This is a genomic window from Dactylosporangium sp. NPDC005555, from assembly GCF_040605635.1.
In the GTDB taxonomy this organism is placed as follows: domain Bacteria; phylum Actinomycetota; class Actinomycetes; order Mycobacteriales; family Micromonosporaceae; genus Dactylosporangium.
Genome location: NZ_JBEXDG010000019.1, coordinates 1 through 23,631 on the forward strand (window position 1 = coordinate 1; position 23,631 = coordinate 23,631).

The 23,631-nt window shown below is 70.5% G+C and carries 19 protein-coding genes; 7 read left to right on the top strand and 12 right to left on the bottom strand.

The features are described from left to right. Window positions 1-254 precede the first annotated feature (254 nt). Complete coding sequence (locus tag ABZS58_RS22180; protein WP_354784272.1) at window positions 255-779, bottom strand: hypothetical protein; 525 nt, start codon at window positions 777-779, stop codon at window positions 255-257. A gap of 157 nt (window positions 780-936) precedes the next feature. Here ABZS58_RS22180 and ABZS58_RS22185 point away from each other — a divergent pair, with 157 nt between their 5' ends. From ABZS58_RS22185 to ABZS58_RS22195, 3 genes are read left to right on the top strand one after another with little or no spacing between them, the layout of a single operon-like run. After that, window positions 937-2,319, top strand: a complete 1,383-nt coding sequence (locus ABZS58_RS22185) for a ferredoxin reductase family protein (RefSeq protein ID WP_354784274.1) — start codon at window positions 937-939, stop codon at window positions 2,317-2,319. 36 nt (window positions 2,320-2,355) lie between these two features. Next, the gene (locus ABZS58_RS22190) at window positions 2,356-2,952 is read left to right on the top strand and encodes an FMN-binding protein (RefSeq protein ID WP_354784276.1); all 597 of its coding nucleotides are present in this window, start codon (window positions 2,356-2,358) and stop codon (window positions 2,950-2,952) included. Window positions 2,953-2,979: 27 nt separating this feature from the next. Next, complete coding sequence (locus ABZS58_RS22195; protein WP_354784524.1) at window positions 2,980-3,705, top strand: FAD:protein FMN transferase; 726 nt, start codon at window positions 2,980-2,982, stop codon at window positions 3,703-3,705. On the opposite strand, the gene ABZS58_RS22200 is transcribed toward ABZS58_RS22195, so the two are convergent. From ABZS58_RS22200 to ABZS58_RS22210, 3 genes are all read right to left on the bottom strand, one after another. After that, on the bottom strand, window positions 3,702-4,061 hold the full coding sequence (locus ABZS58_RS22200) for a DUF1801 domain-containing protein (protein WP_354784278.1): 360 nt from the start codon (window positions 4,059-4,061) through the stop codon (window positions 3,702-3,704). The genes ABZS58_RS22195 and ABZS58_RS22200 overlap by 4 nt on opposite strands. Before the next feature lie 44 nt (window positions 4,062-4,105). Further along, window positions 4,106-5,695, bottom strand: a complete 1,590-nt coding sequence (locus tag ABZS58_RS22205; protein ID WP_354784279.1) for a serine/threonine-protein kinase — start codon at window positions 5,693-5,695, stop codon at window positions 4,106-4,108. A gap of 90 nt (window positions 5,696-5,785) precedes the next feature. Then, a complete protein-coding gene (locus ABZS58_RS22210; RefSeq protein WP_354784281.1) occupies window positions 5,786-6,283 on the bottom strand; it encodes a GNAT family N-acetyltransferase in 498 nt (165 codons plus the stop codon). A gap of 39 nt (window positions 6,284-6,322) precedes the next feature. Between ABZS58_RS22210 and ABZS58_RS22215 the strand changes: the two genes are divergently transcribed. Then, window positions 6,323-7,039, top strand: coding sequence for a M50 family metallopeptidase (locus ABZS58_RS22215; RefSeq protein WP_354784283.1), 717 nt, complete (start codon window positions 6,323-6,325; stop codon window positions 7,037-7,039). A gap of 238 nt (window positions 7,040-7,277) precedes the next feature. Here ABZS58_RS22215 and ABZS58_RS22220 read toward each other — a convergent pair whose 3' ends face one another. Continuing rightward, window positions 7,278-8,357: an LLM class flavin-dependent oxidoreductase gene (locus ABZS58_RS22220; RefSeq protein ID WP_354784285.1), complete on the bottom strand. Its 1,080-nt coding sequence runs from the start codon at window positions 8,355-8,357 to the stop codon at window positions 7,278-7,280. Window positions 8,358-8,506: 149 nt separating this feature from the next. Here ABZS58_RS22220 and ABZS58_RS22225 point away from each other — a divergent pair, with 149 nt between their 5' ends. Further along, window positions 8,507-9,154: a hypothetical protein gene (locus tag ABZS58_RS22225; RefSeq protein WP_354784287.1), complete on the top strand. Its 648-nt coding sequence runs from the start codon at window positions 8,507-8,509 to the stop codon at window positions 9,152-9,154. A 44-nt stretch (window positions 9,155-9,198) separates the two neighbouring features. On the opposite strand, the gene ABZS58_RS22230 is transcribed toward ABZS58_RS22225, so the two are convergent. Beyond that, window positions 9,199-11,865 (bottom strand): EAL domain-containing protein, encoded by a 2,667-nt coding sequence (locus ABZS58_RS22230; protein WP_354784289.1) that lies wholly within the window; start codon window positions 11,863-11,865, stop codon window positions 9,199-9,201. A 251-nt stretch (window positions 11,866-12,116) separates the two neighbouring features. Here ABZS58_RS22230 and ABZS58_RS22235 point away from each other — a divergent pair, with 251 nt between their 5' ends. After that, complete coding sequence (locus ABZS58_RS22235) at window positions 12,117-12,812, top strand: hypothetical protein (protein WP_354784291.1); 696 nt, start codon at window positions 12,117-12,119, stop codon at window positions 12,810-12,812. Between the two features lie 90 nt (window positions 12,813-12,902). Beyond that, window positions 12,903-13,739, top strand: a complete 837-nt coding sequence (locus ABZS58_RS22240) for a DUF5753 domain-containing protein (RefSeq protein WP_354784292.1) — start codon at window positions 12,903-12,905, stop codon at window positions 13,737-13,739. 9 nt (window positions 13,740-13,748) lie between these two features. Here ABZS58_RS22240 and ABZS58_RS22245 read toward each other — a convergent pair whose 3' ends face one another. From ABZS58_RS22245 to ABZS58_RS22270, 6 genes are all read right to left on the bottom strand, one after another. Beyond that, on the bottom strand, window positions 13,749-17,450 hold the full coding sequence (locus ABZS58_RS22245) for a PQQ-dependent sugar dehydrogenase (protein ID WP_354784294.1): 3,702 nt from the start codon (window positions 17,448-17,450) through the stop codon (window positions 13,749-13,751). A gap of 207 nt (window positions 17,451-17,657) precedes the next feature. After that, window positions 17,658-18,956 (bottom strand): ABC transporter substrate-binding protein, encoded by a 1,299-nt coding sequence (locus ABZS58_RS22250; protein WP_354784296.1) that lies wholly within the window; start codon window positions 18,954-18,956, stop codon window positions 17,658-17,660. A 23-nt stretch (window positions 18,957-18,979) separates the two neighbouring features. Beyond that, window positions 18,980-20,080 carry a branched-chain amino acid ABC transporter permease gene (locus tag ABZS58_RS22255; RefSeq protein ID WP_354784298.1) on the bottom strand — a complete coding sequence of 367 codons (1,101 nt, stop codon included), beginning with the start codon at window positions 20,078-20,080 and terminating at the stop codon, window positions 18,980-18,982. Next, window positions 20,077-20,964, bottom strand: a complete 888-nt coding sequence (locus tag ABZS58_RS22260) for a branched-chain amino acid ABC transporter permease (protein WP_354784300.1) — start codon at window positions 20,962-20,964, stop codon at window positions 20,077-20,079. Before ABZS58_RS22260 ends, ABZS58_RS22255 begins: the two co-directional genes overlap by 4 nt. Further along, on the bottom strand, window positions 20,961-22,772 hold the full coding sequence (locus ABZS58_RS22265) for a long-chain fatty acid--CoA ligase (protein ID WP_354784302.1): 1,812 nt from the start codon (window positions 22,770-22,772) through the stop codon (window positions 20,961-20,963). The genes ABZS58_RS22260 and ABZS58_RS22265 overlap by 4 nt, the downstream gene beginning before the upstream one ends. A gap of 85 nt (window positions 22,773-22,857) precedes the next feature. Then, window positions 22,858-23,622: an ABC transporter ATP-binding protein gene (locus tag ABZS58_RS22270; RefSeq protein WP_354784304.1), complete on the bottom strand. Its 765-nt coding sequence runs from the start codon at window positions 23,620-23,622 to the stop codon at window positions 22,858-22,860. Window positions 23,623-23,631: the final 9 nt, after the last annotated feature.

Sequence of the window (23,631 nt, forward strand, 5' to 3'; positions counted from 1 at the left end):
CGACAGCATGTGTAACGGGAGCTTCGTTGCTGCGCAAGCCGCCACGCGGCATCGACAACCCTCGACGCAAATCCTTAACTCACCGGCATTGCGCTATGACGACACAAAGCCTTCCGGATCATGGAAAATAGGCCAGTGTCGATGCATGGACCGAGGAGTACCACAGTCCGGGCGACCGGGGGCGGTGGTTGCTCTGCCCCAGGCCCGCCCCACCGGTTGGACCCGGCCCGGAGATCGCGACCGGGCCGTCGTGGTCAGCGGCTCAGGTTGGTGGCCAGGGACCTGGCGACGCCGACCAGGCCCGTGTCCGCCGAGGCGGGGAGCTCGCCGCCGCCCAGGTTGGCCACCGACAGCACGACGATCAGGTTGCTGACCCGCATCGTGATGATCTGCGGCTGGCCGATCGCGCGGACCCGCTGGCGGATCGCCTGGTCGCCGACGCCGTCGAGGCGTTCGGTGTCGGTGCCGCCGACCACGTCCAGGTAGCGGGACGCGAGCTCCGGACCACCGACGGTGCCCTTCTTCTGCACGACCGTGAAGCCGACGTTGAGCTGTGTCTGCCCGTCGCCGGCCGTGCAGTTGCCGCCGTCGGATTCGACCTTCGCCGCTGGCACCACAGCAGCGACCGACGACGCGTCGAGCACGGCGCAGTCAGGGGCGGCCTGGAAACGGCCCGCTTCGGTGAAGACACCGAGCGAGTAGGCCACGCCGAGCCCTGTCGCGCCGATCGCGGCCACCACCGCGAGGACGATCAGGGCGATTCGCCAGAACCGCTGCATCGCGCCATTCTAGGGGCGCGCCTTCCAGGTGCACGCCTGCCACATGCACGTGCGAGCATCTTGTGCGCAGGTTGAAGTCCGGCTTAAGCCCATGGCCGTTGGCCAGCGGCTTCTGATACGACCAATGGCAGTGGAACCACATGAGACAAGATCAACCATGACCGTCCCCCGGCAACAGCGTCAGGCGGGCAGCCTGGCGGCCCCCGCGGCACGCCCCGTCGAGCACAACAGTGCCGGACGGTTCCTGCTGCGCACCCTGTTCTGGGGCGGGCTCGCGCTCGCGCTGCTGCCGTGGTGGCTCGGGACGAAGCCGGGCTCGATCGACACCACCGCCGAGCTCTTCCAGTCGGCGGGCCGGGTCACCGGCCTGATCGCCGGCTACCTGCTGCTGGTGCAGGTGATCCTGATGAGCCGGCTGGTGATGCTCGAGCGCTGGATCGGCGCCCGGCACCTCGGCCTGTGGCACCGCGAGCTCGGCGGGTCGGTGCTGGTCATGATCCTCGCGCACGCGTCGCTGATCACTGTCGGCTACGCCTACGCGGACCGGGTCGGCTTCGTCAGCGAGCTCGGCACGATCCTGACCGAGTACGAGGACATGGTCACCGCCTTCCTCGCGGCCGGCATGCTGGTGTGCATCGGCCTGCTGAGCATCCGCGGGCTGCGGCGGGCCCTGCCCTACGAGCTGTGGTACTTCCTGCACCTGACCGCCTACCTGGCGCTGCTGCTCGGCTTCGCCCACCAGTTCTCCAACGGGCAGGAGCTCTTCAGGCCGGGTCTCGGGCGGACGCTGTGGATGGTCTTCTACGGCGTCATGATCGTCGCGGTGGTCTGGGGCCGGATCGTGGCGCCGCTGACGCTGAACCTGCGGCACCGGCTGGAGGTGGCGGACGTCGTCGCCGAGGGCCCCGACATGGTGTCGATCTACATCACCGGCAACCGGCTGCACGATCTGGACGCGCAGGCCGGGCAGTTCTTCAGGTGGCGTTTCCTGTCGCGGGGGCTGTGGTGGCAGGCGCATCCCTTCTCGCTGTCCGCCGCGCCGAACGGGCGCTGGCTGCGGCTCACCGTGAAGACCGTCGGCAGCCACACGATGGCGATGCGCGACCTGCGCCCGGGTGTGCGGATCTTCGTCGAGGGCCCGTGGGGCGACTTCACGGCGAGCCGGCGGGTCAAGTCGCGGACGGTGCTCATCGCGGCCGGCAGCGGCATCGGGCCGATCCGGGCGCTGCTGGAGGAGCTGCCGCCGGGCGCCATCGTGATCTACCGGGCGTCGGCCGTGCACGACCTGCACCTGCGCGACGAGCTGGAACACATCGCCGACCTGCGGCACGCCACGCTGTGGTTCGTCGTCGGCGACCGGCGCGACCCCGGCCCGCGGCGCCTCTTCACCCCGCCGGGCATGCGTGAGCTGGTGCCCGACATCACCGAACGCGACATCTACCTGTGCGGCCCGGACGGTCTCGTCACGCAGTCGCTGCAGGTGCTGCGGCGGCTTCGGGTGCCGCGGCGGCAGATCCACCTCGACCCCTTCGAGTTCTGACAGCTGTGCTCCCCTGTTCATGAGAGTTGGTCCTTCGTGAGACGCGCGATGATCGCCCTGATGGGCACCGCGGCGGGCACCGTCCTGCTGGTGGGTGCCAAGGCCGGCTTCAGCAGCCCCACCGACCGCCCTCTGAACCCGCAGGCAGCCGGCGCGACCGGGCCCGTGCCGAGCGGCTCTGTGCCACCACCTTCGGGCGGTGCCGCTCCCCCGGCGTCGATGCCGCCCGGCAACGGCGGGGCGACCACCACGACCACCACCGCGGCCGCACCGCCCGCCGGCGGTGGCACGAAGACGACGACCGCGCCGAAGCCGACCACGGCCGCGCCGAAGCCGCCGCGCACGACGATGAAGGACGGCACCTTCGGCGGCAACAGCATCTATGTCGAATACGGCTCGGTCGAGCTGTCGATCGTCGTCTCCGGCGGCAAGATCACCGACATCAAGGTGCTGGACTCGCCGAGCGACCACTCCCGGTCGGTGCAGATCAACAACAGCGCCCTGCCGAAGCTCAGGTCGCAGGCCCTGTCGTCGCAGAGCGCGAACATCGACACGGTCTCCGGCGCCACCTACACCAGCTCGGGCTACAAGCTGTCGCTGCAGTCGGCGATCGACCGCGCGTTTCAGGCGTGACCCGTGCTGGTGCGCGTCGAGCACGTGATGGGCATGGCCGTCAGCCTCGACCTCGCCGATGCGCTGCCGGTGCCGGAGCTCGAACGCCTCGCCGACGAGGTCTTCGCCTGGCTGCGGCAGGTCGACACGATCTTCAGCACCTACAAGACCGACAGTGAGATCAGCCGGCTCGGCCGCGGCGAACTGCGGCGGGAGGACTGCTCGCCGCTCGTCGGCGAGGTCCTCGACCGGTGCGCGCAGCTCTGGGACGAGACGCGGGGCTACTTCGACATCATGGCCGGCGGCCGGCTCGACCCGTCGGGCTACGTCAAGGGGTGGGCGGTGCAGCGCGCCTGCGACCGGCTGCGGTTGCTCGGCTCCTCCCACCACTGCCTGAACGCCGGCGGTGACATCTTCGTCCGCGGCGCGGCGCCCGGACGCTCGGCGTGGCGGGTCGGCGTGCGCCATCCGTGGGAGGCGCTGTCGCTGGCGTGGGTCCTGGAGGTGACCGACATGGCGGTGGCGACGTCTGGCACCTATGAGCGTGGTCTGCACGTCTTCGATCCCTTCACCGGTGAGCCCGCGTCCGCCCTGCGCTCGGTGACCGTCGTCGGGCCGGAGCTCGGCACGGCGGACGCCTACGCCACGGCGGCCCTGGCGATGGGCGAGGCGGGCATCGACTGGCTGGCCCAGCTGCCCGGCCATGAGTGCGCGGTCGTCACCGAGGACGGCCGTGCGATGCGGTCCGACGGTCTGCCGGTGGCGCTCGGCTAGGGAATCGCCAGGTCCAGATACTCGACCAGGTGCTCGTGGGTCGGCTCGGGCATGCCCGGCGCGAAGTGCAGATAGCGCAGCCGCTTGCCGGTGCCGCGCAGCAGGCCGTGCGGGTCGGGCAGGTCCGCGCCGTGCTCGAAGCCGACCGACACCGAATCGGCGCCGGGGAAGATCGCGGCGACGTGGCCGCGCTCGGGATGGTGGAAGCTCAGCCCGTGCCAGCCCTTGTAGAGACGCTCGGTCAACTCGGGCCGGGCGCCGACGATGACGTCCCGCAGCTGGCGGGCGAGTGCGGCGATGTCCGCCCGGTGATCGGTGAGAAGTTGGTCGAGGCCCGGGGGCTCGGTGGCTATCATGCCGACACCCCACCACATGGGTACGACAGTTCCAGCGGCTTTTCCTACCAGTCGAACGCGATCCCGCTGACCTCTCCCCCGGGCAGGATCGCCCGGCTCGTGTAGACCCATTTCTGCACTACGACGTAGCGGTGACCGCGCGACGGGGTGACCTCGAACGGGCCGCACTCGTGCTCCGGGGCGAAGTCGCTGAACATCAGCTCCTTGCACGTGTGCGGGCCGTCGACGACCCGTTTGGTGTCGGCGTCCTGGAGCGAGATCGAGATGTCGACCTGGATCGCCGGGAGCGCCTGCGTGTGCCCGGTCATGCGGATGGCGACGGAGCTGGTCTGATGGCACGGCTGCGCCAGGACCGGATGGCCGAGGTCCCAGGTGTATGCGTCGGCGCACTGCCAGCCGCTCCACACGATCGCCTCGACAGGACCGGCCGAACGCGTCGCCGCACCCGCTCCGAGTCTCGCGCCGCCCGGTGTACGACTACCGCTCGGCCCCGGCGACACGGTGCCCGGTTGCGGCTGCGCGGCCTGTCCGCCGGCGCTCGCCGGTGGCGTGACCGGCCGCTGGACCGCGGTCCCGGTGGCCGGCCGCCGCACGAGCCTCCACGCGGGGACCGCGGCGACTGCCGTCAACGCGAGCACGACGGCGAGAAGTGTCATACGTGAGCGCGATGATGTCGGCGGTCGGGGCTTCGGCACCGGCGGGTCGAAGGAGGGCAGCTCATGGAGCACGGGTTGAGGCGGCAGCGGCGGGTCGCCCTCGGTGCGCTTCGCCACCACGCGCAGCGTGTGCGCCAGTTCCTTCGCCGTCGGGCGGCGGCCCGGTCGCTTCTCCATGCAGGCCTCCACGACCCGCCAGACGGCCTCAGGCATCCCGTCCACCGGCTGCGGCGACTCGTCGACGTGCCGGCGCAGGATCGCCCACGCCGGGCCGCCCGCGTAGGGCGGCCGTCCGGTGACGAGCTCGAAGAGCACCACGCCGAGGGCGTAGACGTCGGCGGAGGGTGCGGGCCGCCCGCCGTAGACGGCCTCCGGCGCGATGTAGTTGGCGGTGCCGACGAGCGCGCCCGGCGTCGTCATGCTCGGCGTGTCCAGCACACGCGCGATCCCGAAGTCGGTGAGCCGGGTGTGCGGCTCGTCGCCCTCACAGTCGAGCAGGATGTTGTCGGGCTTCAGGTCGCGGTGCACGATGCCGCGCCGGTGCGCCGCCGACAGGGCGTCGGCGACCTGGGCGAGCAGCGTCGCGGCCGCGGCGGGCGCCAGGGTGCCGTGCTCGTGCAGGTGGTCGCGGAGGCTGCCGCCGGCGACGAGGTCCATGACGAGGCCGAGCGACGTGCCGACGGTGACCAGGTCACGGACCCGCACGATGTGCGGGTGGCGCAGCATGAGCAGGATCGCGCGTTCCTGCACGAAGCGGTTGACCGCCTTCGGCTCCGCCATGAGGTCTTCGCGCAGCAGTTTGACGGCGACCTCGTCGTCGCCCTGCAGCGCACGGGCACGCCACACGGTGCCGGTGCCACCGCCGCCGATCGGTTCGATCAGCTGATAGGCGTCACCGATGCGGTAGCCGGTGAGATCCTCGCTGAGCGATCGGAGGCCGTCGTCGGTGTCGTCGCGCGCTTCGGGGGGAGTACGCATCGGGGTATTCGTACAGAACGCAGGATGAAGGTCACAACCGTTACCAGGCATTACTCCCCATGTGGGGGACCTTTTCGGCGTCGTAGACCGTTACAGCTGCCGATACATGATATGGAAGTCGACCAACCCGTGCTTCGTGCTGCGGAAGCCGTCCGGGATCGTGCCGACGATGATGAAGCCGAGCGAGCGCCACAGCCGCAGGGCGACCGTGTTGGTCGAGACGACCGCGTTGAACTGCATCGCGGTGTAGCCGAGCTCACGGGCCCGGTCCAGGCAGTGCTCGCCGAGGGTGCGGCCCAGGCCACGGCCGCGCGCACGGGACGACACCATGAAGCTGGCGTTCGCCACGTGGTCGCCGAGGCGCCCCTTGTTGGGGCCGACCTTGTAGGTGCCGAGCACGTCGCCGTCCTCGGCCGCCACCCAGACCTCGAAGGGCGGCGGGAGCAGCCAGTGCGCGCGGGCGTCCTGCTCGGTGGAGGCCGGGTCGTTGTCATAGCTCTCACCGGCGGTGACGACCTCGTGCCAGGTGTCCCACAGCCCCGCCTGCTCGCCGTGCCAGTCGGTGTCGACAAAGCGCCTGATCTCCACGCTGTTCATTCAACACGTCAGGTGGCAGGCTCTGCATTCGTGTTCGATGTGTGGAGCGACGCATTCAGCCGGTTGCCCGCGCCCCCGCGCGAGGTCGTCATCGCCACCGCCGTCGTGGCGCTGCTGGCCGTCCTGTTGCGGCCCGCCTGGCGGGTCATGCGCAACTTCGTCACCATCGCGCACGAGGGCGGGCACGCCCTGGCCGCGGTCCTGAGCGGGCGGCGGCTCTCGGGCATCCGCCTGCACTCCGACACGTCGGGGCTGACGCTGTCGAAGGGCCGGCCCAAGGGCATCGGCATGGTGGTGACCGGTCTCGCCGGGTACATCACGCCGTCGCTGCTCGGGCTCGGCGCCGCGGCGATCCTCGGCGCGGGCCGCATCACGGTCCTGCTCTGGCTGCTGCTGATCCTGCTCGCCGCGATGCTCATCATGATCCGCAATGTCTACGGCGTGGTCTCTGTCGTCGTCGCCGGCGCCATCATCTTCGGCGTCTCATGGTTCGGCTCGCCCCAGGTGCAGGGCGCGTTCGCCTACGCGTTCTCGTGGTTCATGCTGCTCGGCGGGGTCAGGGCCGTGTTCGAGCTGCAGCAGTCCCGCTTCCGCCGCCAGGCGGCCAACTCCGACGCCGACCAGATCGGCCGGCTGACGCGCGTGCCGGCGATCGTCTTCGTCGCGTTCTTCGTCATCGTCTCGCTGGCGTCCCTCGCCTTCGGCACGCGGCTCATGCTGGGCCCGGTCTCGGACCTGATCGGCTGACCCCCCACCGCCCAGCCACCGTCGAGCGCCTGGACCGTGACGACGGCAGGAGGCGGCGGCCGCGTAGATCTGCGCGGCGGCCGGCGCCGGGGCGTCACCGTCGCGGACCTGGTCGTTCCGGTCTCGCCCGCGCTCGGGACATGGACGACTCGAGGACCAGCGGCAGCGCCGACGGTCTGTGTCGCGGCGCGGCGCGGCGCGGCGCGGCGTCAGGCTGCCGGCTCGTTCGGCGGATGGGTCAGGTCAGGGCCGGGGTCAGATCCGAGCTCTTGCCGAGGAGGGCGGCGCCGACGCGGTGGGCCTCCTCGAGGTGGGGCCAGCCGGAGAGGATGAACTCGTCGACGCCCTCGTATTCGGCGAGGCGTTGCCGGATCTCCTCGGGGCTGCCGACCAGCGCGGTGCCGGCGCCCTCGCGGACCAGGCCGACGCCTGCCCAGAGGTTGGGGGCGATGACCAGGCCGTCGGGTGTGCCGGCGTTGAGGGCCGTCATCCTCGCCTGGCCGACGGAGTCCATCCTGGCGAACCGCGCCTGCGCCGCCGTGATCCTGGCCGGGTCCATGCCACGCAGCAGACGGTCGGCCTCCGCCCAGGCCTGGTCGGCGTCGTCGCGGACGATGACGTGGACGCGCAGCCCGAAGCGGAGCGTCCGGCCGTGTGCCGCGGCCTTGGCGCGCATCCGCGCGACCCGCTCGGCGATCGCGGTCGGCGGCTCGCCCCACATGAGGTAGACGTCGGCGTGCTGGGCGGCCACTGCTTCGGCCGCTGGTGACGCACCGCCGAAGTAGATCGGTGGGACGTCGGCGAGTGGCGTACCGAGGCCGCCGCATTCGATGTGGTAGTAGTCGCCGTGGAAGTCGAACCGCTCACCCTTCCACGTGTTGCGGAGCACCTGGAGATATTCGGCGGTGCGGGCGTAGCGGCCGTCGTGGTCGACGAAGTCACCGTAGGCGCGCTGCTCCTGCTGGTCACCCCCCGTGACGACGTTGAGGGCGAGACGGCCGCCGGAGATCCACTGGAAGGCCTCCACCTGCTGGGCGAGGAGCGTCGGCAGGGTGAACCCGGCCCGGAACGCGACGAGCATCCGCAGCGTCGTCGTGTGCTGGGCGATCGCCGTGCACATGACGAGCGGGTCAAGGCATCCGGCGCCGACCGGTGTCAGTACCGACGCGAACCCCGCCTCCTCGGCGGCGCGGGCGACCTCCGACAGATAGGCGACGGTGGGCGTCCGGACATGTGCGGCCGCTCCGGCGGAGACGGTGGCCGCGCCGACCTGATCGCCGTCGCCGGTCGTCGGGAGGAACCAGTGGTACGTCGTCATGCGGTCACCTTACCTACTTAACTGGTGTGTTTCACAGACAGTCTCCCGAGACTGGGAAATGTGGCGCCGATCGATTAGAATGTGTGTACGAAAGCTACTCTTGAGCTGGGGTTCTTGGGCAACTTTCGTTGGCTGGGAGGAGAGCGCAAGTGACCGTGTCCACCGTCACCCCGGGGTCCGTTCCGTACGCGACCCTGTTGAGTTTCACGCGCTATGTCGGCCGCACCGGCCCGCGCAAGGCGAGCTTCGTGGGCGGCCTGCGCCGCCAGCGTGAGTCGGGCTCCGGCTTCAACCCGCACGGTCAGCTCGTCAAGGCGCTGAAGGCCGACATCCGCTTCCGGACCGGCGGCACCTATCTCAACGCGGTCGTCGATCAGGTCAACGCGCGGTGGCGCCCGCTGTATGAGTCGGTCGTCCCCGGCGCGCTGCGGTACATCGAGTCGATCGGCGACCTGTCGCAGGTGGAGGTCACCCCGGCCCGCGACACCCTCGGCATGCTGGGCAACCTTCCGGTGAAGATCAACCCGCACTTCGGCCTGCGGTATGCGGACGGTCACGGCGAGGCGGTCCGGCTGCACTTCGACGAGGACCCGCCGCAGGACGAGGCGGCGGTCGCCACCCTGCACCTCATGACCCGCCACATGGACCTCGTCCTGCCCAACGCCACACCGATCCTCGTCGACCTCCGCCGCGGCGACGTCCTGCGCCCCGACCCGGCCGTCAAGCCGGGCGAGGTCGAGCGCTGGCTGGCCGGCGAGGCGGCCGCGTTCGCCGCGATGTGGGGCGCGACCGCCTGACACAACCTGGCCAGCGGCAGCGGACTGGAGAGCGTGCCTTCCCCTCAGGCGCCCCAGGCCGCTGCCGCGGTGCGGGTGCAGAGAGGGGCGATCTCGTCCGCGGGGAGCGGGCGGGCGAAGTGGAAGCCCTGGGCCAGGTGGTAGCCGAGTTCGAGCAGCCGCGCCGCCTGGGCGGCGGTCTCGACGCCCTCGGCGACCGCTTCGAGGCGCAGGGCCTGGGCGATCTCGCTGATCGAGGTGGCGATGGCCTCCTGTTCGACGGTGCCGGTGACGCCGTCGACGAAGGACTTGTCGACCTTGAGGACGTCGACGGGGCAGGTGCGGAGCAGGCCGAGGGAGGAGTGGCCGGTGCCGAAGTCGTCGAGGGCGATCTTCACGCCGAGGGCGTGCAGGGCGCGGACGGTGTCCAGGGCGCGGCCGCCGCCGAAGACGGCGGTTTCGGTGATTTCGATGGTGAGGCGGGCGGGGTCGAGGCCGGTGTCGGCGAGGGTGGCGGCGACGGTGGCGACGAAGGCGGGTTCGAGCAGCTGGCGGGCGGAGGCGTTGACGCTGATCTTCCAGGGGGCGCGGTCGCCCAGCGAGGCGGCCCAGAGGGCGCCCTGGGCGCAGGCCTGGCGCAGGACCCAGGCGCCGATGGGGACGATGAGGCCGGTGCGTTCGGCGACCGGGATGAAGGTGACGGGTGAGACGAGGCCGCGGGTCGGGTGGCGCCAGCGGACGAGGGCCTCGACGCCGCGGACGTCGCCGTCGGGGAGGCCGACGATGGGCTGGTAGAGGACGTACAGCTCGTCGCGGTCGAGGGCCTGGCTGAGCTCGGCGGCGATCTGGGCGTGTTCGACGGCGTGGGCGTCCAGTTCCGGGCGGTATTCGACCCAGCGGCTCTTTCCCAGCTCCTTCGCGGCGTACATGGCCATGTCGGCGCGGCGCAGGAGGTCCGACGCGTCACAGTCGGCGGTGTGCCGGGCGACGCCGATGCTGGCCTGGATGAGCAGTTCGTAGCCGGCCGCGCGGACGGGGGCGGCGAGCGCGTCGATGAAGGTCTCCGCGATGCGGGCGCTCTCGGCGGCGGTGCTGGAGGGCAGGAGGATGGCGAACTCGTCGCCGCCGAGGCGGGCGACGAGGTCGCCGGGGCGGACGCTGGCGCGGAGGCGCTCGCTGACCTCGACGAGGAGCGCGTCGCCGACGGCGTGGCCGAGGCGGTCGTTGATGGCCTTGAAGTCGTCGAGGTCGACCAGTGCGAGGGCGAGGCCGGCACCGTGACCGACCAGAGCGGCGCGGACGGCCTCGACGGTGCCGGTGTGGAAGAGGGCGCGGTTGGCGAGGCCGGTGAGCGCGTCGTGGGACGCCTGGTAGGCGAGCTGGTCCTGATACCGGCGGCTCTCGGTGATGTCCCTGGCGTTGCTGACGATGCCGCGGACGCTCGGGTCGTGCAGGAGGTTGGTGGTGACCACCTCGAACCAGCGCCAGCTGCCGTCGGCGTGCCGCATGCGCAGCTGGGCGGTGCGGGCGGTGCCGGGGACGGCGGGCTGCCGGCGCAGGGAGGCTAGGTCGTCCGGGTGGATCCGGTCGCTGACGGTGCTGCCGATGAACTGGTCGGCGGGCACGCCGTAGAAGCGGGTGAGGCTCGGGCTGGCGTACGTGACACGGCCGCCGGCGTCGGTGACGGCGAAGATGTCGCTGGAGTTCTGCACGAGGGAGCGGAAGCGGCGCTCGTGCCGGCGCAGTTCCAGCATGCTGGCGTCGACGCGGGCGAGCAGGCTGGAGTTCTCGTAGAAGGAGACGAGCTGCCGGGCGACGACGAGGAGGGTGAGCAGGACGGAGCCGCCGACGAGGACGCGGGTGTTGGTCCGGTCGGGGCCGATCCCGGCGAGGACGAAACCGTCGGCGACGATGACCGCGAGGTACGGCAGCAGGCTGAACGGCCTGGGCGGCTTGCGTGGGGCGGCCGGCGACGCCGGGGTGGCGTGCCGCTGGACGAGGGCGGCGAGGACGATCCCGGCGGCGCAGACCGGAATGGACAGCTGGCAGTCGTTGAGGTACGGCCGGGACTCCAGCAGGGGCGCGATCGCGCCGAGGCCGGCGCCGGTGAGGACGGTGCCGCCGAGGACCCACAGCGCGGTGCGGTCGATGCCGCCGGTGCCGGCGAGGGCGACCTTGGCGACGGCGAGCAGGCCCGCGAACAGCATGAGCAGGATGCCGAAGATGGTCCAGGCGGTTCCGGTGACCCTGGTCAGCTCCATGGAGCGCTGGATGACGTAGAACCAGCTCATGAGGCTGGCGGCGCAGACCACGACGGCGAGGTCGAGGCCGAAGGTGATCATGCGGCGGCGGACCGGCAGGCGGATCAGGGCCCAGACGAGGACCAGGACGGCGCCGAGGTACAGCACCATCGTGACCCTGCCGGAGCGCTGGGTCGGCGCGCCGGGCCCGGCGAGGCTGTCCACGGCGCTGCTGACGACGCCGGCGAGCAGGATCAGCATGATGACGCCGAGGTGGCGCCAGAAGCGGCCGGCGGGGTCGGCGAGGCGTGCGGTGCGGAAGCACACGGCCGCGGCGACCCCCGCGCTGAGCGGCACGGGGATCCAGCCGATCGCGGGGTGCACGAGCACGTGCGGCCACTGCGCGGCGAGCCAGCCGGTGCTCAGGACCGCGAGGATCACGGCACCGCGCAGTGCGGGATGCGACCGCACCGACCGCGCATCGACCGACATCGACAGGAGCCCCCACAGGCGAAAGCACGGACAGCCGTCCGAGAACGTGCTGGACATTCGGCCAGGTGGCGCCAGATCTGAGAGATTCAAGTAAATTGTCGTAATTGCGCGATCCTCAGATGATGCGAAGCACCCTTGATCAATGGGTAGCCACACGGTCACACATCGACGGTTCCCGGTGCTAGGTTGACCGCAGCGTGCATCCTCATCTTTGCGCTGCGTAGCGGCCTCGCCGACGAGAAGGGAACTCGATGACCGAGGGCCGGCACCACAGACGTCGAGTCGACGACCACACGGAGGACGGGATCTACTTCCCGCCGCCGCGTGAGGTGCCACGCTCACGGACAACGCCGCAGGTCAGGCCGGTCACCCCCTCCCCCTGGGCACCGACCGCACCGGACCGGCCGGCACCGGAGATCCCGCCGGCCCCTCCGCCGGCGGCGCCGACGCCCGCCCGCCAGTCACCACCCCGGCCGCCGGGCGGCGACGCGCACCCCGCGGAGGCGCCGGCCTACTACGCCCGCGCGTCCAGCTGGACCGTCCGCCCCTCCCCCTGGGCGACGGCCGAGGACGACGAGCTCACGGACGAGGACACGTTCGCACCGGCGGAGGCCGAGCCCCCACCTCCGCCGGCGCGAAAGACTCAGGAAACACGAAAGCCGGCACAGGGCGAGCAGGACGAGCGGGACGAGGACGAGCGGGACGAGCAGGCGCCGCGGCGCACGGCACAGCCCCAGCCGGCCGTCCCGGCGCGCCTGCCGGCCGAACCCGCGCCGAGCAGCGCGACGGCGTGGTGGATCGCCGCGGGCGTCATCGTCGTCGCGCTCGCGGTCGCCGCCGGCATCCTGGTCGGACTCAACCTCGGCAGGCGCGGCAGCGTCAGCGGCGCCGCGCCGGCACCGCCCACCGGGCAGATCGCCACCGCGCCCACACACGTCCTGAGCTGACGTCACCGGGCTGAAATCACCAGGTGCATTTGCCGCAAAGAGGGTAGAGACGCCGCGTTGCCATCTGGACGCGATTTGGGGGAAGAGTCCATGAGTGGACCGATCGTGGGCAAGCGTCGCCTTCGAGCCGAGTTGCGACGGCTCCGGCGGGAGCGTGAACTGACCCAGGACCTGGTGGCCGCCGAAATGGAGTGGTCACTGTCGAAGCTGATCCGGATCGAGAACGGCACCGTCGCCATCTCGGTCAGCGACCTGCGCAGCCTCCTGGCCTACTACCGGCTGCACGACACCCAGCTGGTCGACGACCTGCTGGAGCTGGCCAGGGCGGCGAAACGGCGGATGTGGTGGGACGAGTACCGCGCGACCCTGCCCGGCCCTCTGCTCACCTACGTGGGCTTCGAGGCCGAGGCGGTGTTCGTCGGCGCGTTCGAGCCGATGCAGTTCCCGGAGCTGATGCAGACCCGGCGGTACGCGACCGCGACGACCGACGAGCAGAAGGCCGGCGATCACGAGCAGCGCGTCGAGTTCCGGCTGCGCCGGCAGAGCGAGCTGTTCGAGCGCGAGGAGCCGTCGAAGTTCCAGGCGCTGATCGACGAGTCGGTGCTGCGCCGGCTGCCGCTGCACGACGACGAGGCGATCCTCGTCGACCAGATCGAGCACGCCGTCGAGTTCGCGCAGCGGTCGTACACCGACGTCCGCATCGTGCCGTTCAACGCCGGTCACCACATCGGGTGGGAGGGCGCCTTCACGGTGCTCGAGTTCGGCGCGGACGACGGGATGCTGCACAAGGGCGGCCAGCTGCTCGAGGAGCCGGAGCTGATCGCCCAGCACGCGGAGGGCCTGCGCAGGCTGGCGGCGAAGGCCCTGCCGCATGAGGCCTCGGTGGACCTCATGCGGCACGTGGCCGCCGAGCTGAAACGCGGGTAGCCGAAAAAGCTAGGCCGGCGGGTGGAACAGGATCCCGTTGCCGCTGACCAGCACCGGCTGGTTGTTGGAGTACTGGTAGGCAACGGTCCCGGCGGCGTTCTCGATCCCGACGGTGGCGTTGCTGCCCTGCTCGAACGCGTTGTCGAGGTCCTTGTACGCGAACGCGATGTCGCCGCTCTCGTAGAAGACCGCCTCGAAGGTGAGGCGCCGCGACGTGTTGCCGTAGAGGAACACGTTGCGCCACTCGATGACGTACGCCCGGTTCGGCGCCGCACCGGTCGTCGCGGTGCGGACGCTGGACTGGCCGTCCACGACGAGGTCGGACCAGAACGGGTAGACCGTGGCGTTCGGCGCCACGGTCGTGGGCAGGGTCGTGTGGTCGGCGCTGGCCGCGCCAGGGTTCACGAAGCTCGCCTTGCCGTTCGTGTCGACCCAGACCGAGGTGTACGAGGTGCCGTACAGCTTGACGGGGAACGGCGTGGTCAGCTGCACGATCGCGTCGTCACCGGTGAGCGCCAGTGGCGTGTCGCCGTCGATGAACGTCCGGGGCCCGTCCGCGCAGGTGTAGCCGAACGCGTCGGCGCCCTGCGTCAGGGCCAGGTTGACGGTGGAGGTGCCGGCGGCGACGGTCACCGGGGCCGAGGCCCCACCACCGCCGCACTGCCCGCCGGACCCGGCGGAGGCGTTCACGGTGTACGAGCCGGCCGGCACGCTCGTGAACGTGTAGGTGCCGTTCGCGGCGGTGGTCTTCGTCGCCCCGCCCGGGGTGAGCGTCACCGTCGCGCCGGCCACCGGCGTGCCGCTGCCCTGGTTGGTGACAGTGCCGGTGACGGTCCCGGTGACCGGCGGCGGGTCGGCGGGGCCACCCGGCGACTTGAACAGCACACCCATGCCGTTCTGCAGCGCCGAGGTGTTGTTGGAGAACTGGATGCCGACGGTGCCGGCGGCGTTCTCGATGCCGACCGTGGAGGACGCGCCGGCCTCGGCGGTGTTGTCGATGCCGGAGTAGTTGGTGACGACGTCGCCGTTCTCGAACAGGATCGCCTCGGCGTTGATCCGCCGGGACGTGAAGCCGTACTGGTAGGCGTTGCGCCACTCGACCACGAACTGCCGGTTGGGCGCGGAGCCGCTCACCGCGGTCCTGACGCTGGCCGAGCCGTCCACGACGAGGTCGGTCCAGTAGGCGTAGATGGACGAGTTCGGCGTCGCGGTCGACGGGATCGGGCCGTGCGCCGTGGTCGAGGAGCCCTGGTTGGCGAAGCTCATCCGGCCGTTGGTGTCGATCCACGCCGAGTTGTACGTCGTGCCGTAGAACTTGAAGCCGAACGGCAGTGGGATCTGGCTCATGTTGTCGTCGCCGGTCAGCGGCAGGACGGTCCCGTCGGCGGGGACGAACGCCCGCGGCGCGACCGAGCAGACGTAGCCGAAGGTGTCCTTGCACGAGGACACGTAGCCGGCGGTGTACGTGGCGGCGGTCGCCGGGGCGGTGATGACGTGGGTCTGCGCCCCGCCGTCGGACCACGTACCGAAGGCGTGCGGCACGTTGTTGTACAGCTGCGGCGTCGGCGCGCTGACCGTGTTGGTCGAGCCCTGGATGACGGTGCGGGTGAACGGTGCCTGCTGACTCGTCGCGCCGACCGTCAGGTTGAGCCCGGCGGGGTTGCTCACGAACGTCAGGTCGACCGTCTTCGGCTGCACGTTGACGGTGGTGGTGCTGGTGAGCCCGCCCGCGTCGGTCGCCGTCATCCGGAACTCCAGATACGACGGGTACTCGTGGTCGGGCGCGCTGAGCGTCCCGCCGGCGACGCCGGTGAGCGTCTGCATCGGGTGCTCGTGGCACACGCCGGGCGAGGAGCAGTGGTGCAGCACGATCGCCCAGTTGAGCGCCGACGCGGGCAGGGTGCCCTGCTGCGGGTCGGTCGCGTGGCCGGTGAAGCTGATCTGGTTGCCGACCGCCCAGGTGAGCGAGGACGCGGGCGTGTCGATGATCGCGGTCGGCGCGTCGTTGCCGGCGGTGATCGTCACCGTCTTGTCGTTGGTGGCGCCGAGGGTGTCCGTGACCCGCAGCCTCGCCGTGTAGGTCCCCGGCGTGGTGTACGTGTAACTGGCGGTGACGCTGGCCGGTTGGTCCGGCGTGTCGTAGACGCCGTCGTCGGTGAAGTCCCACTTGTACTTCAGCAGGCCCTGGTCGGCGGGGTCGGCGTCCGACGACGTCGAGCCGTCGAAGGTCACGGCGAGGGGCGTGCCGCCGGAGGTCCGGTTCGTGGTGATCGACGCGACGGGCGGCTTGTTGCCGTTGTAGTGCCGGATCCGGCGCACCGTGCCGCCGTTGAGATCGACGTAGTACAGCTCGTTGCCGGGGCCGATGGCGAGGTCGACGGGGTTCGCGGCGCCGGCGGCGAACGTGATGATGTTCGACGTCGACGGCAGCCCACCGGCGGTGGCGGGCATCATGGCCCAGATGCAGTCGCGGCTGTAGTCGGAGAAGAACAGCGCGCCGCGGTAGGCGGCCGGGTAGGGGCCGCTGTCCGGGTAGAACGCCACACCGGAGGACGACGAGCCGCCGCTGGGGCAGGACTCGCCGGCGACGACCCTCGAGCTGTGGTTCCAGGCGTAGTACGGCTGGACGTTCGGCACGGCCGGGTTCGCGCCGTACATCGGCTCGCAGAGGTTGAGGTTGGCGCCGTCGTAGCCGCCCTGCGGGTTCGGGCCCTCGATGCACGGCCAGCCGTAGTTGCCGATCGTGCTGGCGACCGGGTTCGCGATCCGGTTGATCTCCTCGTACGTGTTCCAGCCGACCTCGCCGCTCCACACCTCGTTGGTGCCGGGCTTCATGGTGAAGCGGAACGGGTTGCGCATGCCGTAGGCGACGATCCGCCGGGCGTTGGCGTCGGCGGAGCCGAAGTTGGGGTTCGTCGGCAGCGCCGCGCCGGTCACCGGGTCGATCCGGATGACGGTGCCGTTGAGCCCGGTCGGGTCGGCGGTGGTGCGGATGTCCTGGGAGCGCAGCGCGCCGCCCTCGGCGGTGGGCGTGCTCAGCGCCGTGCCGGCCGCCGACGGCGGGTCGCCGCACGGGTTGGCGGGGTTGCCGAACTGGCCGTAGTCGGTGGCGCTGAAGCTGGCGCCGTCACCGGAGGAGGCGTACAGCGCGCCGTCGGCGCCGAAGTGCAGGTCGCCGATGGAGTGGCTGGGGTACTGCTGGCACCAGTCGGTGATCAGCACCTGCTCGGTGCCGGTCATGTGGTTGCCGCTGGCCTGCAGCTTCGACAGCCGGCCGGTGACGACGCAGTTGCCGTCGTTGGCATTGGGGCAGACGTCGTTCCACTTCGGCGCGGAGCCGCCCGGCAACGCGTCGTAGGTGTACAGGACGTAGACCCACGGGTTCGTCGGGAAGCCGGGCGCGAGCGCGAGGCCCAGCAGGCCGCGGTCCCACTGGTCGTGGACGTTGGTGCGCAGGTCGGCGAAGACGTCCGGGGTGGGGTCCGACAGGCTGTCGTAGACCTTGATCACACCGCTCTTCTCGGCGACGAACACCCGGCCGTCGGGCGAGAACTCGATGTTCGTCGGGTTGGTCAGGCCGCTGAAGACGGTCTGCTCCTGGAAGTCGGGCGGGAGCATCGCGGCGGTCGCCGACGGCGGACCGCTCAGGGGCACGACCACGCCGGCCGTAAGGATGGCGGCGAGCAGAGCGCGCACGGTACGTCGACGCATCGACATGAACCGTCCTCTCATTGGGCGGTGCAGAGAGGCGGGAGTCCCGCATGAAATTGCGCCAGCCTAACCAGGGGGAATGACGTGAGGAACTGTCGCGTTGCCGACGAACACCGCCGGAACTCACCGTAAAACAGTCCGGAAGGGACGAAGTAATACGAAAAACGACCCGTTCGGCCGAGCCGGCCGAACGGGTCGTCGTCGTGCCTAGAGCTTCTCGTAGCAGGGCTTGTCGAGCTTGTAGTCCTTGGCGACGGAGCCGGTGAAGTAGTCCTTCTCCAGCTTGATCTCGTTGGGGCCGCCCGCGCCGACGGTCGGGTTGTAGATGAGCGACTGGCGGAAGATGCCGTCCGCGCCGCCGGCGTAGTTGCCGGCGCCGTCGGGCAGCATGCCCTCGTAGTCGACCTTGGCGAGCGACTTGGCGGCCTTGAGCAGGCCGGCCCGCGTCAGGTCACCGTCGGCCTGGGCCTTCTTCAGCGCGGCGAGCATCGGGTACGACCAGACCCAGCCGGACGTGTAGCCGTCGTTCGGCGTGACACCCGGCAGCGCCTCGCGCATCGCCTTGTGCCCGGGGGTGTCCGACGCCCACGACTTCCACGGCGAGGACTGCAGGTAGAGCGCCTTCAGCGCGGGTGCCGCGGCGGTGGCGAGCAGGCCCTGGTTCCAGGACGGGCTGGTGCCGATGAACTTGCCGGTGAAGCCGCGCTGGGCGGCGCCGCCGACGATCGCGGCCGCGTCCGCCGGGCCGGTGGTCAGGATGACCAGGTCGGGCTTCTGTGTGACGATCGCGGTGACCGCGCCGGCCTGCTTGTCGGTGCCGGAGTCGGTCTTCACGTTGATGAACGTCATGCCGAGCTTCTCCGCGGCGATCTTCGCCCCGGCCGCGGCGTCGTCGCCGTAGTCGCCGGCGAGGTGCACCGCCATGACGGTCTTCGGCGCGAACTTCTCCTTGGCGTAGTCGACGGCGTTCATCGACTCGATGCAGTAGTTGGCGCCGGACTCGAGGATGTTGTCCTCGAACGCGTAGGCCGACGTCCACGCCGCGGGGGCGGCGATGATGTTGTTGGCCTTCATGTCGGGCAGGATCGCCGCCGTGGTCGGCGAGCCGAGGCTCTGCGCCAGGGCCAGGACCTTGCCCTTCATCTCCTGGTAGGCCTCGTTGTGCGTCTGCGGGTTGTACTTGTTGTCGCGGACGTAGGTCTCCGCGTCGACGTCGTAGCCGCCGATGCCGCCCTGCGCGTTGACCCGCTTCCAGAACGCCTTCTGCGCGTCGGTGATCGGCACGGCGAGGACGTGGAAGGGCCCGACGGTCAGGTCGGAGATGATGCCGAGGTAGATGCAGCCCCGGTCCTTGTGCTCGGACTTCGGACAGGGCTCCTTGGTGATCCCGACGTCCGACTTGGCGCCCGACGAACCCTTGTCCTGCGTGCTGTCCGCGCCGCGACATCCGGCGAGTGAGCCGACGGTCATCACCGCGGCGAGGGCAAACATGCCCAACCTCTTCATTGAGGAGCTCCTTACGACGAAGGTCAGTACGAGAACGGCCAGGCTTTCCAGTAGTTGCGGAGCCGGATCCAGATGCCGAACAGCCCGCGCGGCTCGAAGATCAGGAACACGATGATCAACACGCCGTACAGGACGGTTTCGAGCTGGTAGGCGTTGGGTGACTCCGCGGGCGAGTTGCTGATGAACGGCAGGAACGACGGGACCTCACGGATCAGCCGTGGCAGCAGCGTGATGAGGAAGGCGCCCAGGATCGCGCCACTGACCGTGCCGGCACCGCCGATGAGGACCATGGCGATGTACTGCACCGACAGCAGCAGGTTGAAGGTCGTCGGGTCGAAGTAGCCGACGCCGACGTAGAGCAGCGCACCGGCGCAGCCGGCGTAGAACGACGACACCCCGAAGGCGATCGTCTTGTATCTGGCCAGGTTCACGCCCATCACGCCGGCCGCGATGTCGCGGTCCCGGATGGCGGTGAAGGCCCGGCCCACCCGCGAGCGCGCCAGGTTGCGCGCCGCGAGAGCCGCGAGGACGAGCAGCACGAGCATCAGCAGGTACAGCTTCTGATCTCTCGTGAGGAAGGCGTCGCCGGTGTTGAGGTCGTAGCCGAGCAGGGTCGGCGCCGGGGGCTGTCGGCCGATGCCGGGCCCGCCGGTCAGCGACGACCACTCGTTGATGACGTGGCCGCCGATGAAGACCAGCCCGAGCGTGACGATCGCCAGGTACAGGCCGCGCAGGCGGGTGGCGAGCGGGGCCACCAGTACACCGGCGACCGCTGCGACGAGACCGGCGGCCGGCAGCCAGATCAGGATCTCCTGGACCCCGAAGCCGATGGTCCGCGCGTCGGGGTCGCCGGCGATGGCCGCCGCCGTGTAAGCGCCGATCGCCAGGAAGAACGCGTGCCCGAGCGACACCTGGCCGGCGTAGCCGGTGACGATGTTGAGCCCGATCGCGCCGATCGCGGTGACGCAGGCGAGGCCGAGGAGCTGCAGCAGCTGGTCCTCGACCAGCCACGGCAGCGCCGCACCGACCGCGAGGAGGATCCCGGCGGCCACCTTCTTCGAGGTGGTGTCGAGCAGCGCCAGCTCCTGGTTGTAGGAGGTGCGCAGCAGTGGACGGTTTCTCATACCCTTTCGACCTCCCGGGTGCCGAACAGGCCGTAGGGGCGCACGAGCAGGACCAGGAACATCACCACGTAGGGCGTGACGACGGAGATGTTGCCGCCGAGCCACGGCACCGAGCCCTGGTAGGTGGCGGTGAGCTCCTGGACGGTGCCGACGGCGAGCCCCCCGATGACGGCGCCGGGCAGCGAGTCGAGGCCGCCGAGGATGATCACCGGCAGGGCGGTCAGCGCGATCAGCCACAGCGACTCGCTGACGCTGCCGCCGACCGCGGCGAACGTGCCGGCGACCGCGGCGAGGGCACCGGCGAGGGCCCATGACAGCGCGAAGACCGATCCGACGCTGACGCCCTGGGCGAGCGCGGCCTCCTGGTCGTAGGAGGCGGCCCGCATGGCCAGTCCGGTCCGGGTGTACCGGAAGAAGAGGAACAGCAGGGCGATGAGGACGGCGGTGGTCAGGACCATCGCCACGTGCCGCTGCTCGACCTGGACGCCGCCGGGCAGCTTCCACACCTTCAGGCCCCACGGGTCGCCGACCTGCCGCACGTCCAGGCCGATGGCGCCGTTGACGACGACCCGGACGGCGATGTCGATGCCGAGCGTGATGATCGCGACGGTGAAGACCGGGCGGCCGATCATCGGCCGGACCGCGAGCCGCTCGACGCCCAGCGCGATGCCGCCGGTGAGCACGGCGGCCGCGGCCAGGGCGAGGAAGAAGCCGAGCGGCCCCACCAGGTAGGTCACCAGGACGGCACCGGCCAGCATGAACGCCGGCTGGGCGAAGGAGATGACCCGGGTGGCCTTGTAGATGATCACGAACCCGAGGCCGAGCAGCGCGTAGACGCTGCCGGTGCCAATGCCACGCAGGACGCTCTCGAGGAAGTCCTTCACACTGATCCCCCCACTCGGCTCCCGTACATGTCTTCGACGAGCGCGGAGAAGGTCGTGGCGACGGCGCCGCGGCGGACCTTCTGCGTCGCGGTGAGCTCACCGTCTTCGTGGTCGAGCTCCTTGGGCAGCATCCGGAACGTCTTGACCTGCTCGACCGGGTTGTGGCCGGCGTTGACCGCGTCGAGCACGCCCTGGACGAGGGCGAGGACCTCGGGCTTGGCGGACAGGTCGCGGTAGGTGGTGTAGCCGATGCCACGGCGCTGCGCCCATTCCCCGACGGTGTCGAGCTCGATGCCGATGAGCGCGGTCAGGAACGCCCGCCGGTCGCCGATGACGACCGCCTCCTTGACGAACGGCGACGCCTTCAACGCGTTCTCGATCTCGCTCGGCGCGACGTTCTTGCCACCGGCGGTGATGATGATGTCCTTCGACCGGTCGGTGATCTTCAGGTGGGTACCGTCGAGCAGCACGCCGACGTCGCCGGTGCGCAGCCAGCCGTCCGGGGTCATCGCCTCGTCCGTCGCCGCCTGGTTGCGGAAGTAGCCGGCGAACGTGCCCGGGTGCCGGGTCTGGATCTCGCCGTCGTCGGCGATGCGGATCTCGACGCCGGAGTGCGCCTCGCCGACCGTGCCGAGCCTGACCCGGCCGGGACGGTTGGCGGTGCTGATCGCGGTGTTCTCGGTCATGCCGTACACCTCGTACATCGGCACCCCGATGCCCATGAAGAACCGCAGCACGTCGGGGGCGATGGGGGCGGCGCCGCTGGCGGCGTAGCGGACCCGGCGGACCCCGATGCGCTCCTTCAGCGCCCGGTAGCACAGCAGCCAGCCGATCGCGTAGCGCAGGCGGCTGCCCGCGGTGTGCCGGCCGCCGTTGGCCTCCAGGGTGGCGCCGATCCGGTCGGCGACCCGCAGCCACAGCCGCGCGTTGGTCCGCTTGATCAGCGACGCGCCGGCCAGCCGGACCGTGACGCCGGCCATCATCTTCTCCCAGATGCGGGGCACCCCGAACAGGATCGTCGGCTGCACCTCGCGCAGGTCGGCCTGCACCGTCGCGATCGACTCACCGAAGTGGACGGTGACGCCGGCCGCGGCGTTGAACCAGACCGTGAAGACCCGCTCCGCGACGTGGCACAGCGGCAGGTACGACAGGGTCAGGTCACGCGGCCCGGGTGGCGGGTCGGAGAACCCACCGCCCTCGACGAGGACCCGGATCGCGAAGTCGACGTTGGCGACGGTGAGCATCGCGCCCTTGGGCCGCCCGGTGGTGCCGGACGTGTAGATCAGCGTGGCGACGTCGTCGCTCTCCGATCGCAGGTCGACCGGCTCGCCGTCCTCGTGGGACGCGAGGAGGTCGCTCCACGCGATGAGCTTCGGGTTCGTGTACCGGCCGCGGATGCCCCGGGGTTCCAGGTACACGATCCATTCGAGGTCGGGGCAGTCGTCGAGCACGGCGAGGGCCTTGTCGACCTGTTCCTGGTCCTCGGCGAAGAGGATCCGCGCGCCGGAGTCGGCGAGCATGTGACGCACCTCATCGGGTGGGTTCGTCGGGTACAGCCCGACGGTCGCCGCCCGGACCGCGACGGTGGCGACGTCGACGAAGAGCCACTCGGAGCGGTTCTCCGACTGGATCGCGACGCGGTCGCCGGGCTGGACGCCGAGCGACCTGAGCGCCCGGGCGACGGTCTCCGCGGTCTTCCAGTAGTCGCGCCAGGTGATCTCGCGCCAGATACCGCGGTGCTTCTCCCGCAGCGCGACGGCGTCGGGCGTCCGCTCCGCGTGCTGTTTCACGAGTTCGGCGATGGTCATGCCGCCACCTCCGCTGCGCTCCGGCGTCGGCCTGACCTGACACCGCGCCCACGATGCCCAGGCGCTCCGCTTCGCTCCGGCCTGGTCATGCCGCCTCCACCTCGCCCAGATAGGCGCGCAGGACGTCGGGGTTGTTCTGCACCTCGGCGGGGGTGCCGGTGGCGACGGGCACGCCGAAGTCGACGACCATGACCCGGTCGGCGAGGTCCATGACGAGGCCCATGTCGTGCTCGACGAGGATCATCGGGATGCCGAGCTCCTCACGGACGTCGAGGATGAAGCGGGCCATGTCCTCGGTCTCCTCCAGGTTCATCCCGGCGACCGGCTCGTCCAGCAGCAGCAGCTTCGGCTCCATCGCGAGTGCCCGGCCGAGCTCGACGCGCTTCTGCACGCCGTACGGCAGCAGCCCCACCGGCAGGCGGCGCCACTGGGCGAGCTCGAGGAAGTCGACGATGTCCTCGACCACGGCCCGGTTGGCGATCTCCTCGCGCCGGGCGCGGCCGAGCCACGCGATGGCGGCGAGGGTGCCGTAGCGGATGTGGTGGTGCCGGCCGAGCATGAGGTTCTCCAGCACGGTCAGGTGCTGGAACAGCTCGACGTTCTGGAAAGTGCGGGCCACCCCCAGCTTGGCGACCTTGTCGGGGCGCAGGCCGGTGAGCTCGACGTCGTCGAGCAGCACCCTGCCCTGCTGCGGCCGGTACACCCCGGAGATCACATTGAAGATCGACGTCTTCCCGGCCCCGTTGGGCCCGATGACGGCGAAGAGCTCGTCCTTGGCGACGGTGAACGAAACACCGTCGATGGCTTTGACGCCGGCGAAGCTGAGCCGGACGTCTTCGAAACGCAGCACGGCGACTCC